The organism is Klebsiella sp. G-Nf4 (assembly GCF_002810615.1).
In the GTDB taxonomy this organism is placed as follows: Bacteria; Pseudomonadota; Gammaproteobacteria; order Enterobacterales; family Enterobacteriaceae; genus Klebsiella; species Klebsiella variicola.
Genome location: NZ_PION01000004.1, coordinates 330,009 through 352,161 on the forward strand (window position 1 = coordinate 330,009; position 22,153 = coordinate 352,161).

Annotated in this window: 19 protein-coding genes; 18 read left to right on the forward strand and 1 reads right to left on the reverse strand. The window is 55.7% G+C overall.

The annotated features are described in order from the left end of the window. The first annotated feature begins 443 nt into the window (after positions 1-443). The 18 genes from glaH to CWM57_RS11720 all read left to right on the forward strand — a co-directional run bounded on the left by glaH (position 444) and on the right by CWM57_RS11720 (position 21,663). Positions 444-1,421, forward strand: a complete 978-nt coding sequence (glaH, locus tag CWM57_RS11635; protein ID WP_100676242.1) for a glutarate dioxygenase GlaH — start codon at positions 444-446, stop codon at positions 1,419-1,421. A gap of 27 nt (positions 1,422-1,448) precedes the next feature. After that, positions 1,449-2,717 carry an L-2-hydroxyglutarate oxidase gene (gene lhgO, locus CWM57_RS11640; protein ID WP_100676221.1) on the forward strand — a complete coding sequence of 423 codons (1,269 nt, stop codon included), beginning with the start codon at positions 1,449-1,451 and terminating at the stop codon, positions 2,715-2,717. Positions 2,718-2,740: 23 nt separating this feature from the next. Next, on the forward strand, positions 2,741-4,189 hold the full coding sequence (gene gabD / locus CWM57_RS11645) for an NADP-dependent succinate-semialdehyde dehydrogenase (protein ID WP_100676222.1): 1,449 nt from the start codon (positions 2,741-2,743) through the stop codon (positions 4,187-4,189). A 12-nt stretch (positions 4,190-4,201) separates the two neighbouring features. Then, entirely contained in the window at positions 4,202-5,485 is a 1,284-nt protein-coding gene (gene gabT / locus CWM57_RS11650) for a 4-aminobutyrate--2-oxoglutarate transaminase (RefSeq protein ID WP_100676223.1), read from the forward strand. A 135-nt stretch (positions 5,486-5,620) separates the two neighbouring features. Further along, positions 5,621-7,021: a GABA permease gene (gene gabP, locus CWM57_RS11655; protein WP_100676224.1), complete on the forward strand. Its 1,401-nt coding sequence runs from the start codon at positions 5,621-5,623 to the stop codon at positions 7,019-7,021. Positions 7,022-7,066: 45 nt separating this feature from the next. Further along, positions 7,067-7,753: a DNA-binding transcriptional regulator CsiR gene (csiR, locus tag CWM57_RS11660; RefSeq protein ID WP_100676225.1), complete on the forward strand. Its 687-nt coding sequence runs from the start codon at positions 7,067-7,069 to the stop codon at positions 7,751-7,753. Positions 7,754-8,056: 303 nt separating this feature from the next. Continuing rightward, positions 8,057-9,460: an undecaprenyl-phosphate glucose phosphotransferase gene (locus CWM57_RS11665; RefSeq protein WP_100676226.1), complete on the forward strand. Its 1,404-nt coding sequence runs from the start codon at positions 8,057-8,059 to the stop codon at positions 9,458-9,460. Beyond that, on the forward strand, positions 9,450-10,736 hold the full coding sequence (locus CWM57_RS11670; RefSeq protein WP_100676227.1) for an outer membrane beta-barrel protein: 1,287 nt from the start codon (positions 9,450-9,452) through the stop codon (positions 10,734-10,736). The genes CWM57_RS11665 and CWM57_RS11670 overlap by 11 nt, the downstream gene beginning before the upstream one ends. Next, entirely contained in the window at positions 10,733-11,287 is a 555-nt protein-coding gene (locus CWM57_RS11675) for a polysaccharide biosynthesis/export family protein (protein WP_162677961.1), read from the forward strand. Before CWM57_RS11670 ends, CWM57_RS11675 begins: the two co-directional genes overlap by 4 nt. 1 nt (position 11,288) lies before the next feature. Further along, on the forward strand, positions 11,289-13,376 hold the full coding sequence (locus tag CWM57_RS11680; RefSeq protein ID WP_100676228.1) for a GumC family protein: 2,088 nt from the start codon (positions 11,289-11,291) through the stop codon (positions 13,374-13,376). A 5-nt stretch (positions 13,377-13,381) separates the two neighbouring features. After that, entirely contained in the window at positions 13,382-14,599 is a 1,218-nt protein-coding gene (locus CWM57_RS11685) for a lipopolysaccharide biosynthesis protein (protein WP_100676229.1), read from the forward strand. Beyond that, complete coding sequence (locus CWM57_RS11690; RefSeq protein WP_100676230.1) at positions 14,590-15,972, forward strand: capsular biosynthesis protein; 1,383 nt, start codon at positions 14,590-14,592, stop codon at positions 15,970-15,972. The genes CWM57_RS11685 and CWM57_RS11690 overlap by 10 nt, the downstream gene beginning before the upstream one ends. Beyond that, positions 15,965-16,990 (forward strand): glycosyltransferase family 2 protein, encoded by a 1,026-nt coding sequence (locus CWM57_RS11695; RefSeq protein WP_100676231.1) that lies wholly within the window; start codon positions 15,965-15,967, stop codon positions 16,988-16,990. The genes CWM57_RS11690 and CWM57_RS11695 overlap by 8 nt, the downstream gene beginning before the upstream one ends. Continuing rightward, the gene (locus CWM57_RS11700) at positions 16,971-18,185 is read left to right on the forward strand and encodes a glycosyltransferase family 4 protein (RefSeq protein WP_100676232.1); all 1,215 of its coding nucleotides are present in this window, start codon (positions 16,971-16,973) and stop codon (positions 18,183-18,185) included. Before CWM57_RS11695 ends, CWM57_RS11700 begins: the two co-directional genes overlap by 20 nt. Then, positions 18,182-19,282, forward strand: coding sequence for a glycosyltransferase family 4 protein (locus CWM57_RS11705; protein WP_100676233.1), 1,101 nt, complete (start codon positions 18,182-18,184; stop codon positions 19,280-19,282). The genes CWM57_RS11700 and CWM57_RS11705 overlap by 4 nt, the downstream gene beginning before the upstream one ends. A gap of 11 nt (positions 19,283-19,293) precedes the next feature. Continuing rightward, positions 19,294-19,707 carry a hypothetical protein gene (locus CWM57_RS11710; RefSeq protein WP_100676234.1) on the forward strand — a complete coding sequence of 138 codons (414 nt, stop codon included), beginning with the start codon at positions 19,294-19,296 and terminating at the stop codon, positions 19,705-19,707. Positions 19,708-19,714: 7 nt separating this feature from the next. Next, complete coding sequence (locus CWM57_RS11715; protein WP_100676235.1) at positions 19,715-21,130, forward strand: DUF4832 domain-containing protein; 1,416 nt, start codon at positions 19,715-19,717, stop codon at positions 21,128-21,130. Positions 21,131-21,141: 11 nt separating this feature from the next. Next, positions 21,142-21,663 carry a serine acetyltransferase gene (locus CWM57_RS11720; RefSeq protein WP_100676236.1) on the forward strand — a complete coding sequence of 174 codons (522 nt, stop codon included), beginning with the start codon at positions 21,142-21,144 and terminating at the stop codon, positions 21,661-21,663. Positions 21,664-21,744: 81 nt separating this feature from the next. Here CWM57_RS11720 and crl read toward each other — a convergent pair whose 3' ends face one another. Continuing rightward, positions 21,745-22,143 carry a sigma factor-binding protein Crl gene (gene crl / locus CWM57_RS11725; protein WP_004178681.1) on the reverse strand — a complete coding sequence of 133 codons (399 nt, stop codon included), beginning with the start codon at positions 22,141-22,143 and terminating at the stop codon, positions 21,745-21,747. Positions 22,144-22,153: the final 10 nt, after the last annotated feature.

Consider the following 22,153-nt stretch of genomic DNA (forward strand, 5'->3'; position numbering starts at 1 on the left):
TCATGTGCGAAAACATGCCTACACCCGCAGGTGTGTGCGTAAGGTTTAGGCGCAGCGATAATCAGTCCGGCCTGGGCAGGTCGGGAAACTGATTATCTGATAATGACATTCTCCAGCATCGAAGCCTCAGTGAGCATTGAAAGGTATTTACCGGCTGAATACTAACACCCTCATTTGGTAAGGACATTGTGCAGATTAAAAACTGTGACCGGTATTACGATTTACCCTCAGCCTTCCCCGCATTTTGCGCTTTCCGCCACCCGCTCTGTTCCTCAACGTTAACCACCACCTTATCTCCCTCCTGCATTGTTAAATAATTGTTGTCAGATCACAAAATAGAAACAAAAAGGCCATTTCGTACGCATTTTATAAAAATGTAGATATTTTTAATTTATGGCTACGAAATGAACATCACCCTGACCTTACAGCGAGGAACGATCCTGATGAACGCCCTGACCGCAGTAAAACCGACACCCGCATCATTAGCCCAGCAATACCCTGGCTTTTCCTTCGCCCCTTCCGCCCAGTCGCCGCGCCTGCTGGAACTCACCTTTTCCGCCGAAACAACCTCCCGGTTCCTGCAGCAGGTCGCGCAGTGGCCAGTGCAGGCGCTGGAGTACAAATCTTTCTTACGCTTCCAGGTCGGCAAGATCCTCGACGATCTGTGCGGCAACCAGCTGCAGCCGCTGCTGATCAAAACATTGCTCGATCGCGCGGAAGGCGCGCTGCTGATCAACGGCGAAGGCATCGATAACGTCAGCCAGGCCGAGGAGATGATCAAGCTGGCCACCGCCGTCGCGCATCTGATTGGCCGTTCCAATTTCGACGCCATGAGCGGCCAGTATTACGCCCGCTTTGTGGTGAAAAATGTCGATAACTCAGACAGCTACCTGCGCCAGCCGCACCGGGTGATGGAGCTGCACAATGACGGTACCTATGTCGAAGAAATTACCGACTACGTGCTGATGATGAAGATCGACGAGCAGAACATGCAGGGCGGCAATTCCCTGCTGTTGCATCTCGACGACTGGGAGCATCTCGACGAATTTTTCCGCGACCCGCTGGCTCGCCGCCCAATGCGCTGGGCCGCGCCGCCGAGCAAAAACGTCAGCAAGGATGTTTTCCACCCGGTGTTCGACGTCGATTCGCTGGGCCGCCCGGTCATGCGCTATATCGACCAGTTCGTCCAGCCGAAAGATTTCGAAGAAGGCACCTGGCTGAGCCGCCTTTCCGACGCGCTGGAGACCAGTAAAAACATTCTTTCCGTGCCGGTGCCGGTGGGCAAATTCCTGCTGATTAACAACCTGTTCTGGCTGCATGGCCGCGACCGGTTTACGCCGCACCCGGACCTGCGCCGCGAACTGATGCGCCAGCGCGGCTACTTTGCGTATTCCACGAATCATTACCAGACTCATCAATAAGGGTTCTCAGGCGAAGGAATTGAGCGGATGTATGATTTCGTGATTATCGGCGGCGGCATCATCGGCATGTCGACCGCCATGCAGTTAATTGAGATTTACCCGGACGCGCGCATTGCGCTGCTGGAAAAAGAGTCCGGCCCGGCCTGCCATCAGACTGGCCACAACAGCGGCGTGATCCACGCCGGGGTGTATTACACCCCCGGCAGCCTCAAGGCGCAGTTTTGCCTCGCCGGCAACCGCGCCACCAAAGCCTTTTGCGAGCAGAACGGCATCCGCTACGACGTCTGCGGCAAAATGCTGGTCGCCACCTCGCCGCTGGAAATGGAGCGGATGCGCGCCCTGTGGGATCGCACCGCCGCCAACGGCCTGCAGCGCGAGTGGCTAAGCGCCGGGGAGCTACGCGAGCGGGAACCGAACATTACCGGGCTCGGCGGGATCTTCGTCCCTTCCAGCGGCATCGTCAGCTACCGCGACGTGGCGGCGGCAATGGCGAAGATCTTCGAATCGAAAGGCGGAACGATCGTCTACGACGCCGAAGTCAGCGCCCTGAAAGAACATGCCAGCGGCGTGGTGATCCGCACCCGCCAGGGCGGCGAATATGAGGCCTCGACGCTGATCGCCTGTTCCGGGCTGATGGCCGATCGGCTGGTGAAAATGCTCGGCGTCGATCCCGGCTTTATCATCTGTCCGTTCCGCGGCGAATATTTTCAACTGGCGCCGCAGCACAACCAGATCGTCAATCATCTGATCTATCCAATCCCCGATCCGGCGATGCCGTTTCTCGGCGTCCACCTGACCCGCATGATCGACGGCAGCGTCACCGTCGGCCCCAATGCGGTGCTGGCCCTCAAGCGCGAAGGCTACCGCAAGCGCGATATCTCGCTGGCCGATACCCTGGAGATCCTCACCTCGCCCGGCATTCGCCGGGTACTGCAAAACAACCTGCGCGCCGGACTGGGCGAAATGAAGAATTCGCTGTGCAGAAGCGGCTATCTGCGGCTGGTGCAAAAATACTGCCCGAGCCTGACGCTGAGCGATTTACGCCCGTGGCCGGCCGGCGTGCGGGCGCAGGCCGTCTCGCCGCAGGGCAAGCTGATCGACGATTTTCTCTTCGTCACCACCGCGCGTTCGATACATACCTGCAATGCGCCATCGCCGGCGGCCACCTCCGCTATCCCGATCGGCGCGCATATCGTCAGCAAGGTACAGACCCTGCTGGCCAGCCAGAGCAACCCCGGACGCACGCTGCGTGCGGCACGTAGCGTGGAGACACTACACGCCGCTTTTACCCGTTAACCCCCTTAAGACAGGAAGCGATTATGCAACTCAACGATATGACACTGTTTCGCCAGCAGGCGCTGATCGATGGTCAGTGGCGCGATGCCCCCAATGGCGATGTGATTGCGGTGACCAACCCGGCCAACGGCGAGCAGCTCGGCAGTGTGCCGAAAATGGGCGCCGACGAAACCCGACAAGCGATCGAGGCCGCTAACCGCGCCCTTCCCGCCTGGCGCGCCCTGACCGCCAAAGAGCGGGCGAACATTCTGCGCCGCTGGTTCGATCTTATGATGGAGAACCAGGACGATCTCGCCCGCCTGATGACCCTCGAGCAGGGAAAACCGCTGGCGGAAGCCAAAGGCGAAATCAGCTACGCCGCCTCCTTTATTGAGTGGTTCGCCGAAGAAGGTAAGCGCATTTACGGCGATACCATTCCCGGCCATCAGGCCGACAAACGCCTGCTGGTGATTAAGCAGCCCATCGGCGTTACCGCCGCCATCACCCCGTGGAACTTCCCGGCGGCGATGATCACCCGTAAAGCGGGCCCGGCGCTGGCCGCCGGCTGCACCATGGTCCTGAAACCGGCCAGCCAGACGCCGTTTTCCGCGCTGGCGCTGGCCGAACTGGCCAATCGCGCCGGGATCCCCGCCGGGGTGTTCAATGTGGTCACCGGCTCCGCCGGCACGGTCGGCGGCGAACTGACCAGCAATCCGCTGGTGCGCAAGCTCTCCTTTACCGGCTCGACCGAAATTGGCCGCCAGCTGATGGAGCAGTGTGCGAAAGACATCAAAAAAGTCTCCCTGGAACTCGGCGGCAACGCGCCGTTTATCGTCTTTGACGACGCCGACCTCGATAAAGCCGTCGAGGGGGCGCTGGCGTCGAAGTTCCGCAACGCCGGGCAGACCTGCGTCTGCGCCAACCGACTGTATGTGCAGGACGGGGTGTATGACCGTTTCGCTGAAAAACTGCAGCAGGCGGTGGAAAAACTGCGCATCGGCGATGGCCTGCAGGATGGCGTCACGACCGGCCCGCTGATCGACGAGAAAGCCGTCGCCAAAGTTGAAGAACATATTGCCGACGCCATCGCCAAAGGCGCGAAAGTAGTCACCGGCGGCAAACCGCATGCTCTGGGCGGCAACTTCTTCCAGCCGACCATCCTGGTCAACGTTCCCGACAGCGCCAAAGTGGCGAAAGAGGAGACCTTCGGCCCACTGGCGCCGCTGTTCCGCTTTAAGGATGAAGCCGACGTCATTGCCCAGGCCAACGATACCGAATTCGGCCTCGCCGCCTATTTCTACGCCCGCGATCTGAGCCGCGTCTTCCGCGTCGGCGAAGCGCTGGAGTACGGCATCATCGGCATCAACACCGGCATTATCTCGACCGAAGTCGCGCCGTTCGGCGGCGTCAAGGCCTCCGGCCTTGGCCGCGAAGGGTCGAAGTACGGCATCGAAGATTATTTAGAAATCAAATACATGTGTATTGGCCTTTAACAGGAGCGATGGATGAACAGCAATAAAGCAATGATGGCGCGTCGCAGCGATGCGGTGCCGCGCGGCGTCGGCCAGATCCACCCTATCTTCGCCGAACGCGCGGAGAACTGCCGGGTATGGGACGTCGAAGGCCGGGAATATCTCGATTTTGCCGGCGGTATCGCGGTGCTGAACACCGGCCATCTGCACCCGCAGATTGTCGCCGCCGTCGAAGACCAGTTGAAAAAGCTGTCGCATACCTGCTTTCAGGTACTGGCCTACGAGCCTTACCTGGCGCTGTGCGAAAAGATGAACCAGAAGGTGCCTGGTGATTTTGCCAAGAAAACCCTGCTGGTCACCACCGGGTCGGAAGCGGTGGAGAACGCGGTGAAAATCGCCCGCGCGGCAACCGGGCGCAGCGGCGCCATCGCCTTCACCGGCGCCTATCACGGCCGTACTCATTACACCCTGTCGCTAACCGGGAAAGTGAACCCGTACTCCGCCGGTATGGGGTTAATGCCGGGCCACGTCTACCGCGCCCTCTACCCGTGCGCGCTGCACGGCGTCAGCGATGACGAGGCGCTCGCCAGCATCCATCGCATCTTCAAAAATGACGCCGCGCCGGAAGATATCGCCGCCATCATTATCGAGCCGGTGCAGGGTGAAGGCGGATTCTATGCCGCCTCCCCGGCCTTTATGCAGCGCCTGCGCGCCCTGTGCGACGAGCACGGCATTATGCTGATCGCCGATGAGGTCCAGAGCGGCGCGGGCCGTACCGGCACGCTGTTCGCCATGGAGCAGATGGGCGTGGCAGCAGATATCACCACCTTCGCCAAATCCATCGCCGGCGGTTTCCCGCTGGCGGGCGTCACCGGACGGGCGGAGGTGATGGATGCCATCGCCCCCGGCGGACTCGGCGGCACCTACGCTGGTAACCCCATCGCCTGCGCCGCCGCCCTGGCGGTATTGCAGATTTTCGAGCAGGAGAACCTGCTGGAAAAAGCCAACCAGCTCGGCGACACCCTGCGCCAGGGCCTGCTGGCGATTGCGGAAGATCATCCGGAGATCGGCGACGTTCGCGGCCTCGGGGCGATGATCGCTATTGAGCTGTTTGAAGAGGGCGACCACAGCAAACCCAACGCCAGGCTGACGGCGGATATCGTTGCCCGCGCCCGCGACAAAGGCCTGATCCTGCTCTCCTGCGGGCCGTACTACAACGTGCTGCGCATCCTGGTGCCGCTGACCATCGAAGAGGCGCAGATCGAGCAGGGTCTCAAGATCATCGCCGACTGCTTTACCGAGGCGAAACAGGTATAGAACAGAACACATGCGGAAGCGAAGTACGTTCGTAAAGGAATGAAGACGAGACCTGCAAAACAACAATAATACGCGTGCCCCGGCGCGGGAATGTCGGGGCGCTCTCCCAGGTGACACACTTCGAGAGGGTAAATGATGGGGCAACTGTCGCAATCACAGGATTTAGGGGCGGGGCTGAAGTCGCGCCACGTCACGATGTTATCTATCGCCGGGGTGATCGGCGCGAGTTTATTTGTCGGTTCCAGCGTCGCCATTGCCGAAGCGGGCCCGGCAGTGCTGCTGGCCTATCTGTTTGCCGGGCTGCTGGTGGTGATGATTATGCGTATGCTGGCCGAAATGGCCGTCGCCACCCCGGATACGGGCTCCTTTTCCACCTACGCCGACAAAGCCATCGGCCGCTGGGCGGGGTATACCATCGGCTGGTTGTACTGGTGGTTCTGGGTACTGGTTATTCCGCTGGAAGCCAATATCGCGGCGATTATTCTGCATTCGTGGGTGCCGGGCGTCCCGGTGTGGTTGTTCTCCCTGGTCATCACTCTCGCCCTCACCGGCAGTAACCTGCTGAGCGTCAAGAACTACGGTGAATTCGAGTTCTGGCTGGCTATCTGTAAAGTCATCGCCATTCTGGCCTTTATCGTGCTGGGTGCCATCGCCATCACGGGCTTCTACCCCTATGCCGAAGTGAGTGGGATTTCGCGTCTGTGGGATCACGGCGGCTTTATGCCGAACGGCTTCGGCGCGGTACTCAGCGCGATGCTGATCACCATGTTCTCGTTTATGGGCGCGGAGATCGTCACCATTGCCGCCGCCGAATCGGATACCCCGGATAAACACATCGTCCGTGCCACCAATTCCGTTATCTGGCGCATCTCTATCTTCTACCTGTGCTCCATTTTCGTGGTGGTCGCCCTGATCCCATGGAATATGCCGGGGCTGAAGAGCATCGGTTCCTACCGCTCGGTGCTCGAGCTGCTGCATATTCCCTACGCGAAGCTGATTATGGACGGCGTGATCCTCCTGTCGGTCACCAGCTGTCTGAACTCGGCGCTGTATACCGCCTCGCGGATGCTCTACTCCCTGAGCCGCCGCGGCGATGCGCCGGCCATCATGGGCCGAACCAACCGCAGTAAAACCCCGTACGTGGCGGTGCTGCTCTCCACCGGCGCAGCCTTCTTAACCGTGGTGGTGAACTACTACGCCCCCGCCAAGGTGTTTAAATTCCTCATCGACAGCTCCGGCGCTATCGCCCTGCTGGTTTATCTGGTGATCGCCATTTCTCAGTTGCGGATGCGCAAAATCCTGCTGGCGAAAGGGGGGGAAATTCGTCTTAAGATGTGGCTCTACCCGTACCTGACCTGGCTGGTTATCGCCTTTATCACCTTCGTGCTGGTGGTGATGCTGTTCCGTCCGGCGCAGCAGCTGGAGGTGATCTCTACCGGGCTGTTAGCATTGGGAATTATTTGTACAGTACCGATTATGTCACGCTGGAAAAAGCTGGTATTGTGGCAAAAACTGCCGCTGCAAAATACGCGTTAACCCTGTTCCCGGCGCCTGCCGGGAAGAGTATTCAGGAGTAAGAACATGACCGCCATTCCCCAGGCGACGGCCATTGACGGGTACCGTTGGTTGAAAAACGACATCATCCGCGGGGTCTACCAACCCGATGAGAAGCTGCGGATGAGCCTGTTGACGTCGCGCTATGAGCTCGGCGTCGGGCCGCTGCGGGAGGCGCTCTCGCAGCTGGTGGCGGAAAGGCTGGTGACGGTGGTTAATCAGAAAGGCTATCGGGTGGCGCCCATGTCGGAGCAGGAGCTTCTCGATATCTTCGACGCGCGCGCCAACATTGAAGCCATGCTGGTGCGCCTCGCCATCGAACGCGGCGGCGACGAGTGGGAAGCCGAGCTGCTGGCCCGCGCCCATCTGCTCAACAAGCTGGAGTCCTGTGACGCCAGTGAGCGCTTACTCGATGAATGGGACCAGCGCCATCAGGCGTTTCACACCGCCATCGTCGCCGGCTGCGGCTCCCAGTATCTGCTGCAGATGCGCGAAAGGCTGTTCGATCTGGCGGCGCGCTACCGCTTCATCTGGCTGCGCACCACCGTGCTGTCGGTGGAGATGCTGGAAGACAAGCATGTTCAACACCAGACCCTGCTGGACGCCATTCTGGCGCGCGATGCCGAGCAGGCCAGCGCATTGATGCGCGAGCACTTACTGACCCCTATCCCGATTATTCAACAGGCGATGGCCGGCAAGCTGTCGTCATCCTGAGTCAGGCGGCTGTATTTTATAATCCGGCTGCGGCCTGCCAAGGCGTGTCTTTCTCCCCTAACTTTCCCGGCACGCTCAAACGCTGAATTAAGTATCATGAATCGCGCAAAACATCGCAATATTCATGGTTATTTTATTCATTGATAAATCTATATATTTTTTAACTGTCAAGTCGACATCTTATAACCTATCATCTATAGTTATAGATAGTTTATTCAAAATCACGTTAATAAATAATTTTTCCTTTCCCCTCTACTGAATGATAAGAAAACATTATTTAATTGACGATAAAATGAGCGAAAAATGACAGATAGCAAAATTAAAATTTATAGCACCCGCTATAGTAACATAATGAAATTGCTTGATTTTTTCTCTGTAAACATCTTTATCTATGTCTACCTTATCGTTCTTGATCTTGTCCCCACCCCTTCGTCTATATTACTTGGGATTATTTATTCATTAATATTTATACGTACCAATGAGTATTTTCAGCTCTATTCGGGGCAAATGAAAGGAAGATACTTATCCACTTTCGCTAAACTGCTTATTAGTGCCGGCGTGGGGGGGGTGTTATCTTTTCTGTTGATTGTCATCGCTGAACAGCTGGCCAGCCGCCCCCTCTCGCTTCATCACCTGGCATTAGCCAAAACGATCGCCCTGTGCTCCGTTGCCGTTTTCATCAGTATGTTTCTGATCCGTGTCGTAACCAGTCGCTATTTCTTTAAGAGCAAACGCAGAGTCGCCATTCTGGGGATAACGCCTGCGGGGCTGGCGATCCTTCAGGAACTGCATAAAGAATTCTCAGCTGAGGGTATCGATATTCGTTTCTTCGAAGACCGCACCGTGCAACGCGACAGCCGCCTTATCAATATCGAGAAATCGGGTAACTCAAGAGATCTACTGGCGCTGGCGAAGAAAGGCGAGGTAGATGAAGTGTATATTGCACTACCGATGGTTGCCCAACAGCGTATTCGCCAGTTCCTGAACGAATTTTCCGATACCACGGTGGATGTCTTTCTGGTACCCGATCTCTTCTCGTATAGCGCACATATTTCCCAGTTACGCATGTTTGGCAACATCCAAACCATCAGTATTTTCACCTCGCCGTTTGAAGGGGAAGGCGCGGTACTCAAACGTATTGAAGACATCATTCTTGGCCTCTTTTTTACCTTACTCAGCCTGCCGGCGATGCTGATTGTGGCCATAGGGATTAAACTCACCTCGCCTGGTCCCGTGTTGTTTAAACAAAACCGCTACGGTCTGAACGGTAAACAGATACAAGTGTGGAAATTTCGAACCATGCGCGTGATGGAGAACAGCGCCGTGGTCACGCAAGCCACGCGTAACGATCCACGAATCACCAAATTCGGCGCTTTTTTGCGTAAAACCTCACTGGATGAATTGCCACAATTTATTAATGTCCTGCAGGGACGAATGTCTATTGTCGGCCCACGTCCGCACGCTGTCGCACATAATGAGCAATATCGCGTACTCGTCGAAAACTACATGATTCGTCATAAGGTGAAGCCTGGTATCACCGGGCTGGCGCAAATCAATGGTTTTCGCGGCGAAACGGATACGCTTGATAAGATGGAAAAACGTATCCAGTTTGATCTGCAATATATTCAGTCGTGGTCACTGTTACTGGATTTAAAAATTATTTTTCTGACTTTCTTCCGTGGTTTTGTGGGCAAAAATGCGTTCTAAAGGGATGGCTCTGACGGTGCTGCTTTATATCCCCTGGGTCCATGCTGACCTGCAGGGGAAACCGCATACCGGTATTGCCGGCATCGATTTCGAGAGCCAACTGGGTTATGACATTGGTTACAACGACAACGTGACCTGGCAGCGGTATGACCAGAATAAAATCGGCTCCAGCTACCAGAACATTAAACCGATCGTCAAAGCCATCGGTGAACGCTATGAAGACCGCTACCTGCTGATGTACTCCGGCGATTATCGCAACTATGCCAACGATAGCGCGGACAATCGTAATAATCATTTTTTCATGTTCAATGGTAAATGGCGCTTCGGCAGCATGCACGGGCTCTCGCTGGACCTTGATGAGACGCTGGGTCACGAAGAACGCGGTCAGGACACGACCGAAGGTTTTTTACCTGAGCAGTTTAAAGAGTTTGGTATTAATAAACCTATCGGCACCCGTTTTTTCAACAGCGAGCTACGCTACAGCTATGGTGCCCCGGAGGGACGCGGTAAAGTTGAAGTCGCGTTGCTGCATAAGCAGTTGCGCTTTCGCGACCTCGACAGCATTAAAGCCGCCAGCGATGACTTTGACTACTACATGCACGACCAGGAGTGGAATGAAAACAGCCTGGTGGCCGAGCTGTTCGATCAGAAAGCCAAAACGCTGCGCTACCGCTATAGCTTTATCACCAACCAGCGCCGTTACGAGCTGAATCCGCTAAAAGACAGCAATGAGTATTATCTGCTGTTTGGGATGAAAAACCGATTGTCGGGCAAAACCGAGATTAATGGTAACGTTGCCTGGCTGTACAAAGACTTTATCCATAACCCGAACTCACAGGGTTTCAACGGTCTGAACTGGGATATCACCGCCGACTGGAAACCGCTGGAGCAGATGAAGTTTAACTTACACAGTTCCCAGCGCATCAAAGATCCTACCGACTCCGGCGGCTATATCCTGGTTTCTAATGTTGGCGTTGGCTATGAGCATCACTGGCTGGTGGATCGATTCTCAACCCTGGTCGATTATTCATATATCACTGAAGACTATAAGCATCAGAGCAATAAGCGCAAAGACCAGAGCAATCTACTGTCACTGACGCTTAACTACGATTTCCGACCATCGATTAACTTTAAGCTGAAGCTGCAATGGAACACTATGCACTCGAATAAAGACACGGACACATTTTATATTGGCCCGGACTACTCGCATGCGGTTGACCGCACCCTGGGCTACGACGATTCGGCCATTATTTTTATGACGCAGGTACAGATATGATCCTTTTCAACAGAAAACTGGCGATGCTTTCGCTGTTGGCGTTGTTGCTGGCGGGTTGTTCCACTCCGCCGCAGACGATCAAAACGCCGCCGGACGCGGTTTATCTTCTGGACCAGGGCGATGAAGTGAATATTGCCGTCTCCGGGGAACAGGATCTCACTATGCGGGTAAAAATCGATAACAGTGGCAGCATTGATTATCCCTACATCGGTTCGCTGTTGTTGAAGGGCAAAACCCCCGAACAAGTGAGTAATGAAATCGCCGATAAGCTGCGCGGTAACTACCTGCAGGCACCGATGGTCACGGTGAGCATTGCCGAATACCGCAAAGTTTACCTGCTCGGCGAAGTGAAAAAACCGGATGGATATGCCTGGGAGCCGGGATTAACGGCGGAAAAAGCCATCGCCCTGGCTGGCGGTTTCACCGACCGCGCCGACCGTCGTGATATTCAAATTCGACAGGCCCGCGGCGGTAGGCTGCTGGAAAATGTCGCCGCCGACTCCTCCGTGCAGGCTGGAGATACCATCATTATTGGCATGAGTTTCTTCTGATATGGCAATTTCATTGGTCGAAAATGGAAAAAAGAAAGAAGGTTTTATCGACTTCACGCCTTATTTCAACAAAATTAAGCACAAGCTTATCTGGTGCCTGGCGGTAGTGATTGTCGCCGCCGTGGCATCGTTTATTCTGACGCGCTTTATGTCCTCAAGCTACACAGCGACGGCCACCGTGCTGTTTAAAGCGCAGTCGCAGGACATCTCTCCCCTGCCGCGGCTGGAAAACTACGACTCCACGCGCAGCGATTATTACGAGACCAAGTACGCATTAATGGGTTCACGCGTGGTACTTGATGCCGCGGTGCGCAAATTAAAGCTGTATCAGGATAGCGAATTTAACGGCGGTGATTATCTCGACGAAGCCACGCGCATCCACAATGCCATTCAGGCGCTGGAAAGAGGTCTGACAATTTCTGGAGTGCGTACCACCCAGCTGGTTTCCGTATCAATGGAAGCCAAATCACCGCAAAAAGCCGCCGATATCGCCAACGGCGTCGCCCAGGCCTTCATTGACTACAGCCTGCAGCAGAAGCAAAACACCTTGCTTCAGGCACAGGGCTGGAATGAAAAAATGATGGACGACCTGAAGCGCAAAATGGAGCAGCAAAAGGCGGACATCGACCATTTTCTCAAAGAGAATGGGCTACTGACCTTCCGCAGCATGGATGGTTATGAAACCGAACGCCTGGGGATTGTGATAAACCACCTCGCCGACGCCACCCAGCGCCGCCTGAAAGCGCAGACAGTGTGGGACAAAGTCCGCCGCCAGCAGGGTAAACCGGTAGAACAAATTATCTCACTGCCGGAAATCTCCGGACATCCGCAGATTCAGGACTTACGCATTGCGCTCATCCAGACCCGGCGTAATCTCTCTGAAGCCGCTAAGCATTACGGGCCACAGCATCCGAAATATCTGCAAGCCCAGGCGCAGTTGCAGGCCGTTAACGTGCAGCTAGGCCAGGTACTGGGCGAGCTATTTAACGGTTTGCGTCAGCAGTATCAAATCGCTCTCGACGATGAGCAGCACTATCAGAAAATGCTCAACGATCAGAAGGCTGATTTCCAGGCGCTCGGCGCCAAACGCGACCAGTACAACACCATGACCACCGCGCTAAACAAAACCGAAGAGTTGTATAAGTCGCTGTACCAGCGCGCCAACGAGCAAAAATTGTCGGAGAGCTTCTCAGTTCCGGATGAGGTCATTTACGACGCTGCGGTACCGCCGGATCGGCCGTCTAAACCGCAGCGCGGCCTGCTAATTATCATGGTTACGATGCTGGCGCTGGCGCTCTATATCATGTACCTGATCGTCAGCACCGCGCTGGATAAAACGGTGAATAGCCTCAGCGAGCTGAAAGCGAAAACCGCCCTCGATGGCAGCGGTGAATTTCCGCAGTTGACGCATCTGGAGAATGTCAGGCAGATTTTCCATAACGTGCTGTATGCCGATATGATCCACAGTCTGCGGCTGGCATTACTTAATCAGCGCGATAAGCCCGCTACCATTCTGGTCACCTCGGTACAATCCCGTTCCGGCAGTTCACTTATTGCTGAACTTCTGGCCTGGTCCGCCAGCAAATCGCGCAAAACCCTGCTCATTGACCTCGATTATCTGGCGTCTCAGGGATTGTCGGCAAAATTTCCTCAGCATAAGCAAGGGTTTAACCAGTTGTTGAACGGCAGTTGTACGCAGGAACAGGCGATCGTCAAACTGGATGAGAAACTGGATTTTATGCCACGCGGCAAACTTCAGGACTCATCACTACTGCTGCTGACTGCCGAACGTTTACCCACCCTGCTGGCGGATCTGCATCAGACTTACGATACGCTGATCATCGACACCCCGGCGCTCAGTCAGGCGCAGGATAGCTTACTCCTGGCGGCGCAAAGCGATATCAGTCTGCTGGTGGTGAAAGCGGGCGAGCAGGCGGCACACATCCGTGAGGCAGAACGTCGCCTGCAAGGCGCTGGCAAGGTCCAGGTGGCGAACGTGCTCAACCTGGTACAAGAAGAGCACCTGGAAACGCAGGAAGGTAAACGCCTGCTCGATCGCCAGATGCGCGAACTCATTGCCCCGAAATAGCGCCTATGAATCTGATTAAGAGTATTTCATCCATCGCCAGTTCATCCGTGCTTTCGCAGCTGATCGGCGCCTTTTCGGTCTGGCTTATCTCCCACCGCTACGGGATGGCTGAGGTCGGCCATTACGCGATGATTTACAGCAATGTGCTGATCGGCGCGCAGGTCTGCACCTTTGCCTCGCAATTGCTGCTACCCCGCCAGGAGGATCACGAACTGGGGCAAAACGTGGTGTTTTGCCTGTTGCAGAGCCTGCTGATGGCAATCCCCTGGGCGGTGATCACCGGGCTTATCTTCGGGCTTAATATTGCGTTTCTCTATTTGCTGACCTTCGGCTATGCGCTGGTGCTGGTGGCGGAAAACCTTTCCCTGCGTGGCGGCAACTATCCTTTCCTCACCTTCCAGCGTATTGCGGTGTCGCTGGTGGTCGCCATCGCGCTGCTGGTGATGCCCAACCCGACGCTGTTCTATCTGGCGTGGATGGTCGGGATCCTGCTACTGCTGCTCGTCTGCCTGATTCGTCTGTTTAACTTCAAGAGCTTAACGTTGCACCACTTTTCCCCTGCGGCAAATCTGCGTTTTCTACGCGAGCACTGGCAGCATATCAGTCGCGTCGGCAGCGCCGAGGTGCTGGCGATGGCCAGTAATAACCTGCCGACGATGCTGATTAACATCTGGTTTTCGCCGCTGGTCGCCGGCTACTTTTCGGTGGTCAGCCGCTTCTGCCTGTCGCCGGTGATGATTATCGGTAACGCCGTGCGCAACTCTATTTTTTCTAAATGGTCGATGGATTTTCGCAACCACACCTTTAACTATCCGGAATATAAAAAGGTTCGCCTGCTGCTGCTGGGCGCCGCCGCGGTGTGCATCCTTGGCATCTGGATTTTCTATCCGCTGGTGATGCGCCTGGGTTTTAGCGAGGAGTGGCTGAATTCGATCCCCACCTCGCGCTACATGCTGCCTTATCTGTTCGCCGCGCTGGCGGTCAGCCCGCTGACAGTGATCGAGCTGATCTTTGGCTCCCGGCGCTACTTCCTGCGCATTCAGATTGAGCAGTTGCTGATTATCGTCATCACCTTCATCGCCTTGCCGTACTTTGGCGTCAGTTATGAAATCGCCCTGCTGGCCTTCTCCTTCCTGACCTTCGCGCGTTACCTGTTCATTCTGCTCAAAATGAATCAGCGGGCGAAAACGCTTTCGCTGCAGGAGCAGAAAATATGCAGCTAAATACCGGCCGCTATCTCGAAGCCTATGCCCTAATGACGCTGGTGTTCTGCGGTACGGTCCAGTATTTCACCGGTGTCGCGGCCGTGCTGTGGCTGCCATTTTTTATGGTGCTGGCGATGGCGGTGCTGCTCCTGATGCAGAGCCGCCCGCAGCCACTGGCACTCACCGGGCGTGAAAAGCTGATACTGGCCCTGTATCTGACGTTTATCGCTCTCGGGCTGGTGTCCACCGTTCTACAGTCGGGTATTGTCACCGCCATCGTCGGTTTTAAAAACGAGCTGGCGCTCTCGCTGCTGATGTTGTGCATGCTGCTGGGGATGTTTAGTGAATCACAGCTGTACCGTCTTACCCGGCTTTTCTACTGGATCTACTATGTGCAGATCCCGGTCGCTATTTATCAGGTGATTTTCGTGGTGCCTAAACGGGTGGCGTTTCGCGGCGAAGATGAGAAGTGGGACTCGGTGGTCGGCACTTTTGGCGGCGATCCGATGGGTGGGGGCAATACCGCGGCGATGGGGATGTTCTGCCTGCTGATCATGCTCATGAAGGTGTCGGAGTTTAAGCACGGTATCTGTTCATTCAAATCATTGGTGATACATATCGCGCTGGGCTTCTTCCTCTGCGTAGTCGGCGAAGTGAAGTTCGTCATTCTTCTGTCGCCGTTCCTGCTGGCGCTACTGTGGATCCTGCCCGGCTATGTGAGCGGCGTAAGTAAAGTCAGCCTGCGATCGCTGCTGATCATCGCCGCCGGCATGGCGCTATTAATTTTTGTCGCCATTACCGTGCTGGCCTCCAACTATTCCTCGGCCTTCGGCGGCGACCCGACGAAAAGCGCACTGTCGGTATTTATCGATTCGCTGGGCTATATTTTTGATACCAACTACATTATGCCCAGCGGTGAACTGGGACGTTTTACCACCGTCTTCTTCTGGCTGCAGCATAACGAACTGTTTGGTCCGGGCGGCATGCTGTTTGGTTACGGCCTTAACGCCACCAACAGCGGCAGTACGGTCTCACCGGGCTATATCGGCGCCTGGTATCACCTGATCCTCGATTCTACCGCCTTGAGCATGCTGCTGTGGGAAGTGGGTATTATCGGCATCATTCTGTTTATCGGCACCATTGCCTCAGTACTGGTCGCCATGCGCCCCAAAGAAACCTTTTCGCGTCACGATCTCAAGCTTGAGGATCTCCAGCTTCTCAGCTCAGCGCCGGCATTCTATGTTTTTGTCATCGGCTGTCTGCTGAGCCTGCCGTACAGCCAGATCCTGATGATCATTCCCATGCTACAGTTTTTATTATGGTTATCCCTTGGGGCGCTGATTGTCATCCACCGCGCTGTCCGTCTTAACTCCGGTACCCACTATGAATAAAACGCCATCAATTACCGTCAGCATCAAGACTCTGAACGAAGCGCAGGGCATCGAGAAAACGATCGATAGCGTGCGCAAACAGCTGCAACCGTACCCGCATCAAATCATCGTCGCCGATAGCTTATCGACCGATAACACCCGCGAACTGGCTATCGCGAAAGGCGCGATGGTGGTGTGCCTGGATAACGCCGCCGACCGCTGCTGCGGTATCGGCCACCAGCTGGGCTGGCTGTATAGTGAAGGCGATTATCTGCTGTTGCTGGATGGCGATATGGAACTGGAGCCGGGTTTTCTGGATACCGCCATTGAGTTTCTGCAGACCCACCCGGAGTATGCGGGTGTGGCCGGTAGCGTCGAGATGGATGATGCCTCCAACTACGAGTTCAAATCGCGCAAACAGCGCCTGCATCTGATCTATCCGCAGGGAGATACCGATCACCTGGGCGGCGGCGGCCTGTATCGCCGCGAGGCGATCGAGAAAATCGGCTATCTGACTAACCTCAACCTGCACGGTTACGAAGAAGCGGAACTCGGCATTCGCTTGCAGGCGGCGGGTTACAAACTGCATCGCCTGACGGCGCCCTACTTCAGCCACGCCTCTTACACTATGCCGACCTTTAAAATGCTGACCTACCGCTGGAAGAATGGTTTCCTGTGGGCGCCGGGCGAGTTGCTCCGAAACTGCTGGGGGAAAGCCCATTTTCCGGCGGCGCTGCGGATTGTGCGTAATGAGCTGATCTTCACCCTCTATCTTCTGGTTTTACTGATCTGCCTGCTGACCTTCAACGGTAAAGTTATCGCCATTGCCCTGCTGCCGCTGCTGGCGTTTATCGCCCTGAAGGCCATTAAAAATAAATCGCTGCGCGATGGGGTGCAGAGCGCCATTAACCTATCGCTATTTTCAGCAGGGCTTGTGCGCGGCGTGATTAATTCAGTGCGCGATCCGATGAAACGCCCGGCGGTGACCGTCTCGAATCCACAGCATATTGATACTGAAAATGAAAATTCTCTTCGTTAACAAATTCTTCTTTATCAAAGGCGGCGCGGAAACCGTTTATTTTCAGGAGCGCGACGCGATGTTGCAAGCCGGCTACCAGGTCGTCGACTTCAGTATGCAGCACGCGGAAAATAAACCGTCGCCGTGGGAGGAATTTTTCGTCCATAACGTCGATTATCACGACAGTCACGGCCTGATGAGCAAAATCAAAGCCGGGGTGGACTTTATTTATAATGCCGAGGCCTGCGCGAAGCTCAACACGCTTTTGTTGCGCGAGCGGCCGGATATTGTTCATTTTCATAATATCTATCATCAGCTTACGCCTGCCGTTATTGGCGTGGCGAAACGCTTTGGCTGCAAAACGGTACTCACCGCCCACGATTACAAAATCGTCTGTCCTTCGTACACCATGCTGCGCGATGGTCATGTCTGCGAAGAGTGTCTGACGGGGTCGGTGATCAACGCTTTTCGTCACCGCTGCCAGCAGGGCGATACTTTCAAAAGCCTGCTGCTGTCGCTGGAAGCCTATTGGCAGAAGTTCGCCAAAAATTACGCCATGCTCGACTGTATCATCGCCCCGAGCGAGTTTATGCGCCAGACCTTGCTGCGTAAGCTGCCCGACGCCCGCATTGAGGTGATCGTCAACGGTATAGATGCCAACAGCACCGTGCCCGGCGAAACCGCGGGCGACTATTTTCTCTATATTGGCCGCCTGAGCCGGGAAAAAGGCGTACCGACGCTGGCGCAGGCGCAGCAAAAAATGCGGGAGACGATGCCGCTTAAAATTGTCGGCGACGGCCCATTAGGCGCAGACCTGCGCGCACATTTCAGCGGCCCGCAGTTCCTCGGCTACATGAAACACGGCGAGGAGCTGAATAACCTGATCCGCGGAGCCCGCGCGGTAGTCGTCCCCTCCGAATATTATGAAAACTGCTCAATGTCGGTGCTCGAAGCCATGGCATTTGGCCGCCCGGTGATCGGCGGCAATATTGGCGGTATCCCGGAACAGATCCGTGACGGCGTCGACGGCTATCTGGTTGAACCCGGCAATAGCGACGCGCTGGCGCAACTGATGGACAAACTGGCTGCAGACCCTGAGCTGGCCCGCAATATGGGCATTAACGCCCGCCGGCGGCTGGAAGAGAAATACGATCTCGCCCGCCACATGCAGGTGCTGCAGGCGCTTTATCAGCAACTTGTCGGGGAGAAAAAATGACCATCAACGTCACGGTATTAGGCACTCGCGGGATCCCCGATGTGCAGGGCGGTGTCGAAACGCACTGCCAGAATTTATACCCGGAAATCTATCGCCAGGGTAGCGCGGAAGTCTGCGTGATTGCCCGCTCGCCTTATGTAAACTACCGACGTAGCGAATATCAGGGCGTCAAACTCAAAAGCCTTTGGGCGCCGAAAAGCCGTAAATTCGAGGCTATTATCCACTCAACGCTGGCGGCTTTTAGTAGCGTTTTTGACGGCTCCAACGTGGTTCACGTTCACGCCGTCGGCCCCGGTCTGGTAGTGCCGTTACTGCGCCTGTTGGGAAAACGCGTCGTCTTTACCCATCATGGCCCAGATTACGATCGGCAGAAATGGGGCCGGATGGCCAAAGAGATGCTGCGTTTGGGCGAAAAATGGGCGGTGAAATACGCCAATGAAGTGATCGTCATTTCCGAGGTCATCAATAATCTGATTAAGCATAAACATGGCCGACATAACGCCCACGTAATCTACAACGGCGTGCGCCAGGTCGACCTGCCGCCTGCGGAGCAACAGGCGGCGATCCTCGATAAATACGGTCTAAAACCGGGTCAGTATATCGTTGCCGTGGCCCGTTTTGTCGAAGAGAAAGGGCTGCACGATCTCGTTGCCGCCTATGCCGCCGCCGGGGGTTCGGTACCGCTGGTGCTCATTGGCGATGCCGACCACGCCGATGAATATAGCGAGCGCCTGAAGCAACAGGCGACCGCCACGCCAAACGTCATCCTGACCGGCTTTATCAGCGGCGCGCCGCTGCATACCCTTTTCTCTCAGGCCGGGCTATTCGTGCTGCCCTCTTATCATGAGGGATTGCCGATCGCGCTGCTGGAGGCCATGTCGTGGTCGCTGCCGGTGGTGGTCAGCGACATTCCGGCCAACCTTGAAATTGGCCTGCCGCCAGCGGACTACTTTCCCGTCGGCAACGTTCCGGCCCTGACGCAGAAACTGCAGCAATGGGCCGCAGGTGAAAAAGCGGATTACAGTGAGTTTATGCCGAAGTACCGCTGGCCGGAAATTGCCGCGCAAACCGCGCAAGTCTATCAGCGCTTAACGTAAGCAGGTTACTCGTGCCGAAATCTACAGCTGAACTGGTGGTCGAGCGCTTTTATGCCGCGCTTGACCAGGAGGTGGAAACCTCATTAACCGCGGAGCAGAAACGGGGAATCGAGCAGGCGCTGGTGCGCGCCAACCTGGCGTCACGCCATCGCATCGATTTTCGCCACAGCTTTCCCTTCCTGCATCGCCGCTATTTCGTGGTATTTCTTTTTGGTCGGGATCTGCGCAAAGTTTCGCGCGATAGCACTCTGTTTGGGCGTATCTTCGCGACCCTGCTGATTACGCTTGGCGTGGTATTCTGCCTGCTGTCGATCCTGCTGGCGCTCTATATGCTGAAATCAGCGTTAGGCATTGATGTATTTAAAAATTTCCACGTCGGTATCTGGACGTGGTTTGTTAATCTTCATGACCATATGACAAAGTGAATTGAGTATGGCGATATCATCTCTGCGTAGAGTCCCCCTGTTTCGCTCTCTGTTGCTGGCCAGCGCGCTGGCATCAGCATCCGTTGGCGCGGAAACCACGGTCATCACCCCGCCCCCCTTCGACGGCCTGCTCACCAATCCGGGCATCGGCGTCGCCAGCTTTCATGATGGCTATGGTGAAAAACCGACCCGCGCCGAGTATCCCGATACCGGTTTTGAGTACGACCGCTTCTACTGGAGTGAGCTGGAACCACAGGAAGGGGTCTACAATTTCGCGCCAATCGATAACGCTTTTAGCGTCGCCGCCAGCCATCAGCCAGCCATGAACGTCGGCCTGCGGGTAATGGCGCTCGACGAGCCGCAAACGGGATCGAAAATTCCCGACTGGCTGATCGCCAAAGGGATCAAAGGCCAGTGGGTCGCCGACGGCAAAACCTTCGTTCCGGATCTCAGCGATCCAATTTTTATCGCCTATGCGCAGAAACTGCTGAATGCCCTCGGTCAGCGCTATGACGGCAATCCGGAACTGGCCTTCATCGATATCGGTATGATCGGCTCCTGGGGCGAATGGCACAACTCCAACTTTAGCGACATTCCGCCGCTAATGGAGAAGTACACGCCGGAGCAGCTCAATCGCTATGTTGATATGCATTTCGATAGCTTCCCGAAAACGCCGAAAATCATGCTGATTAGCGGCGGCGATTCACTGGCCTGGGCCAGCCGCCGCGGCGCGGGCTGGCGGGCGGACTGCTGGGGTGACTGGCATAACTTCTCCAGCGAGTGGAGCCATATGCGCGATGATTATCCGCAGCGTCTGGCCGCCGCCCAGGCCGCAGCGCCAGGTTTTGTCGATAGCTGGAAACGGGCGCCAGTGAGCCTTGAGATCTGCGGCTACATGAGCGAATGGCAGAGCGTACAGCACTACACACGTGAAGAAGTGCAGGCCACCTTCGACTGGGCGCTGCAACAACATGCCAGCAGCCTGAATCTGAAATCGCGGCCAATTCCGGCGGAATACCGCGATATTGTCGATAAAGCTCTGCTGCGAATCGGCTACCGCTTTCGGGTGAACAAACTCGCCTTCGAGACACCGGTCAAGGCTGGCAGGCCTTTAGCGATCAATGTTACCTGGCGTAATGATGGCGTCGCCCCAGCCTATCTGCCCTACCCGGTACAATGGCGCGTGGTTAACGCCCTCGGTGCCACAGTTACCCAGTTAAAAACACAAGATGACGTGCGCCGCTGGCTGCCGGGGGATATGCAAAGCACTGTCACTCTGGCGCTACCCGCCTCGCTACCTGCCGGGGATTACGCGCTGCAGACCGCCATTACCGATGCCCAGGGCAAGCCGCGGCTGCTGCTGGCCAACCAGGGTAAAACCGCCGACGGCTGGTATCAACTGACCACCTTTTCCCTTAAGTAAACGGAGAATTCATGCCTAATGCCATCAGTCAGGTCCGCCGCGAGATCAAACATACCGGCAGTATGAAGGCGAAAATTGCGATTCTGCTCTATCGCCTTGCGACGCTGTATCGCAGCCGCAACCCGTTTTACAAGCTGCTCGGCATTCCATTCGTTATTCTCAATAAACTGATTAACGAGTGTCTGTTTTGCGTCGAACTCCCCTGGCAAACGCGGATCGGCTACGGGCTGAAGCTGTTCCATCCACACTGCATCGTCCTCAACCGTGGTACCGTCATCGGTGAAAACTGTATCCTGCGCCAGGGAGCCACCATCGGCAGCCTGACGGATAGCGAAGGCCGTGAAGGGGCAAGCCCGGTGATTGGCAATAACGTCGAATTCGGCGCCCACGTGGTGGTCATCGGCCCGGTGACGTTGGGTGATAATGTCAAAATTGGCGCGGGTACCGTGGTGACGAAAGATATTGCCGCCGGTCAGGTAGTGGTCGGCCAGCCATTCCGGGTGTTGCGTACTCATCGCGAGATGCAAGAATAAAGGTACGTAAAGCGTAACAGCAGTGTATCGTTCGGGGAGTCATCCGCTTCCCGGTACAGGAAGCGGATACCAGAGTATGGTTTACGCGCGCAGGCGAACCGGTTCGCTGAAATCGTCGGCCGGTTCCAGCTTCAGATTAAAGGTGGTCAGCAGCGCTGCCGCGCGCTCGTGGAACTCGCGCAGCGTTTTTTCCAGTCTCTCGCTCACTTCCGGGTCGTCAATGTCGACCGCCTGCCATGAACCTTCTTTATTGAACAGGCCAAACTGGTAGCTGTAGGTGAAACGTGACTCTTGTGCTTCCATTTCCATCCACCAGCCCCAGAATTCACGCTTCTCCGGCGCGGGCTTAACATTGACGCAAACTGCCAGGCAATCGAAAAAGAAACGGTTGTCATGGCACTGCTCTTCGCGAATGTAAGGCCCTAGCGCCGTGAATTTCTTGATCAACTTACTTTTCAGGTGTCCACTCGGTAACGTCATTGCGATCTCC

Excerpts from the sequence above, each read along its gene's own strand:
- crl (WP_004178681.1), bottom strand. The coding sequence starts at position 22,143 with ATGACGTTACCGAGTGGACACCTGAAAAGTAAGTTGATCAAGAAATTC.
- CWM57_RS11690 (WP_100676230.1), top strand. The coding sequence starts at position 14,590 with ATGCAGCTAAATACCGGCCGCTATCTCGAAGCCTATGCCCTAATGACG.
- gabD (WP_100676222.1), top strand. The coding sequence starts at position 2,741 with ATGCAACTCAACGATATGACACTGTTTCGCCAGCAGGCGCTGATCGAT.
- CWM57_RS11665 (WP_100676226.1), top strand. The coding sequence starts at position 8,057 with ATGACAGATAGCAAAATTAAAATTTATAGCACCCGCTATAGTAACATA.
- glaH (WP_100676242.1), top strand. The coding sequence starts at position 444 with ATGAACGCCCTGACCGCAGTAAAACCGACACCCGCATCATTAGCCCAG.
- CWM57_RS11685 (WP_100676229.1), top strand. The coding sequence starts at position 13,382 with ATGAATCTGATTAAGAGTATTTCATCCATCGCCAGTTCATCCGTGCTT.
- CWM57_RS11715 (WP_100676235.1), top strand. The coding sequence starts at position 19,715 with ATGGCGATATCATCTCTGCGTAGAGTCCCCCTGTTTCGCTCTCTGTTG.
- gabP (WP_100676224.1), top strand. The coding sequence starts at position 5,621 with ATGGGGCAACTGTCGCAATCACAGGATTTAGGGGCGGGGCTGAAGTCG.
- CWM57_RS11675 (WP_162677961.1), top strand. The coding sequence starts at position 10,733 with ATGATCCTTTTCAACAGAAAACTGGCGATGCTTTCGCTGTTGGCGTTG.
- CWM57_RS11670 (WP_100676227.1), top strand. The coding sequence starts at position 9,450 with ATGCGTTCTAAAGGGATGGCTCTGACGGTGCTGCTTTATATCCCCTGG.
- CWM57_RS11720 (WP_100676236.1), top strand. The coding sequence starts at position 21,142 with ATGCCTAATGCCATCAGTCAGGTCCGCCGCGAGATCAAACATACCGGC.
- CWM57_RS11680 (WP_100676228.1), top strand. The coding sequence starts at position 11,289 with ATGGCAATTTCATTGGTCGAAAATGGAAAAAAGAAAGAAGGTTTTATC.
- CWM57_RS11700 (WP_100676232.1), top strand. The coding sequence starts at position 16,971 with ATGAAAATTCTCTTCGTTAACAAATTCTTCTTTATCAAAGGCGGCGCG.
- gabT (WP_100676223.1), top strand. The coding sequence starts at position 4,202 with ATGAACAGCAATAAAGCAATGATGGCGCGTCGCAGCGATGCGGTGCCG.
- csiR (WP_100676225.1), top strand. The coding sequence starts at position 7,067 with ATGACCGCCATTCCCCAGGCGACGGCCATTGACGGGTACCGTTGGTTG.
- CWM57_RS11695 (WP_100676231.1), top strand. The coding sequence starts at position 15,965 with ATGAATAAAACGCCATCAATTACCGTCAGCATCAAGACTCTGAACGAA.
- lhgO (WP_100676221.1), top strand. The coding sequence starts at position 1,449 with ATGTATGATTTCGTGATTATCGGCGGCGGCATCATCGGCATGTCGACC.
- CWM57_RS11705 (WP_100676233.1), top strand. The coding sequence starts at position 18,182 with ATGACCATCAACGTCACGGTATTAGGCACTCGCGGGATCCCCGATGTG.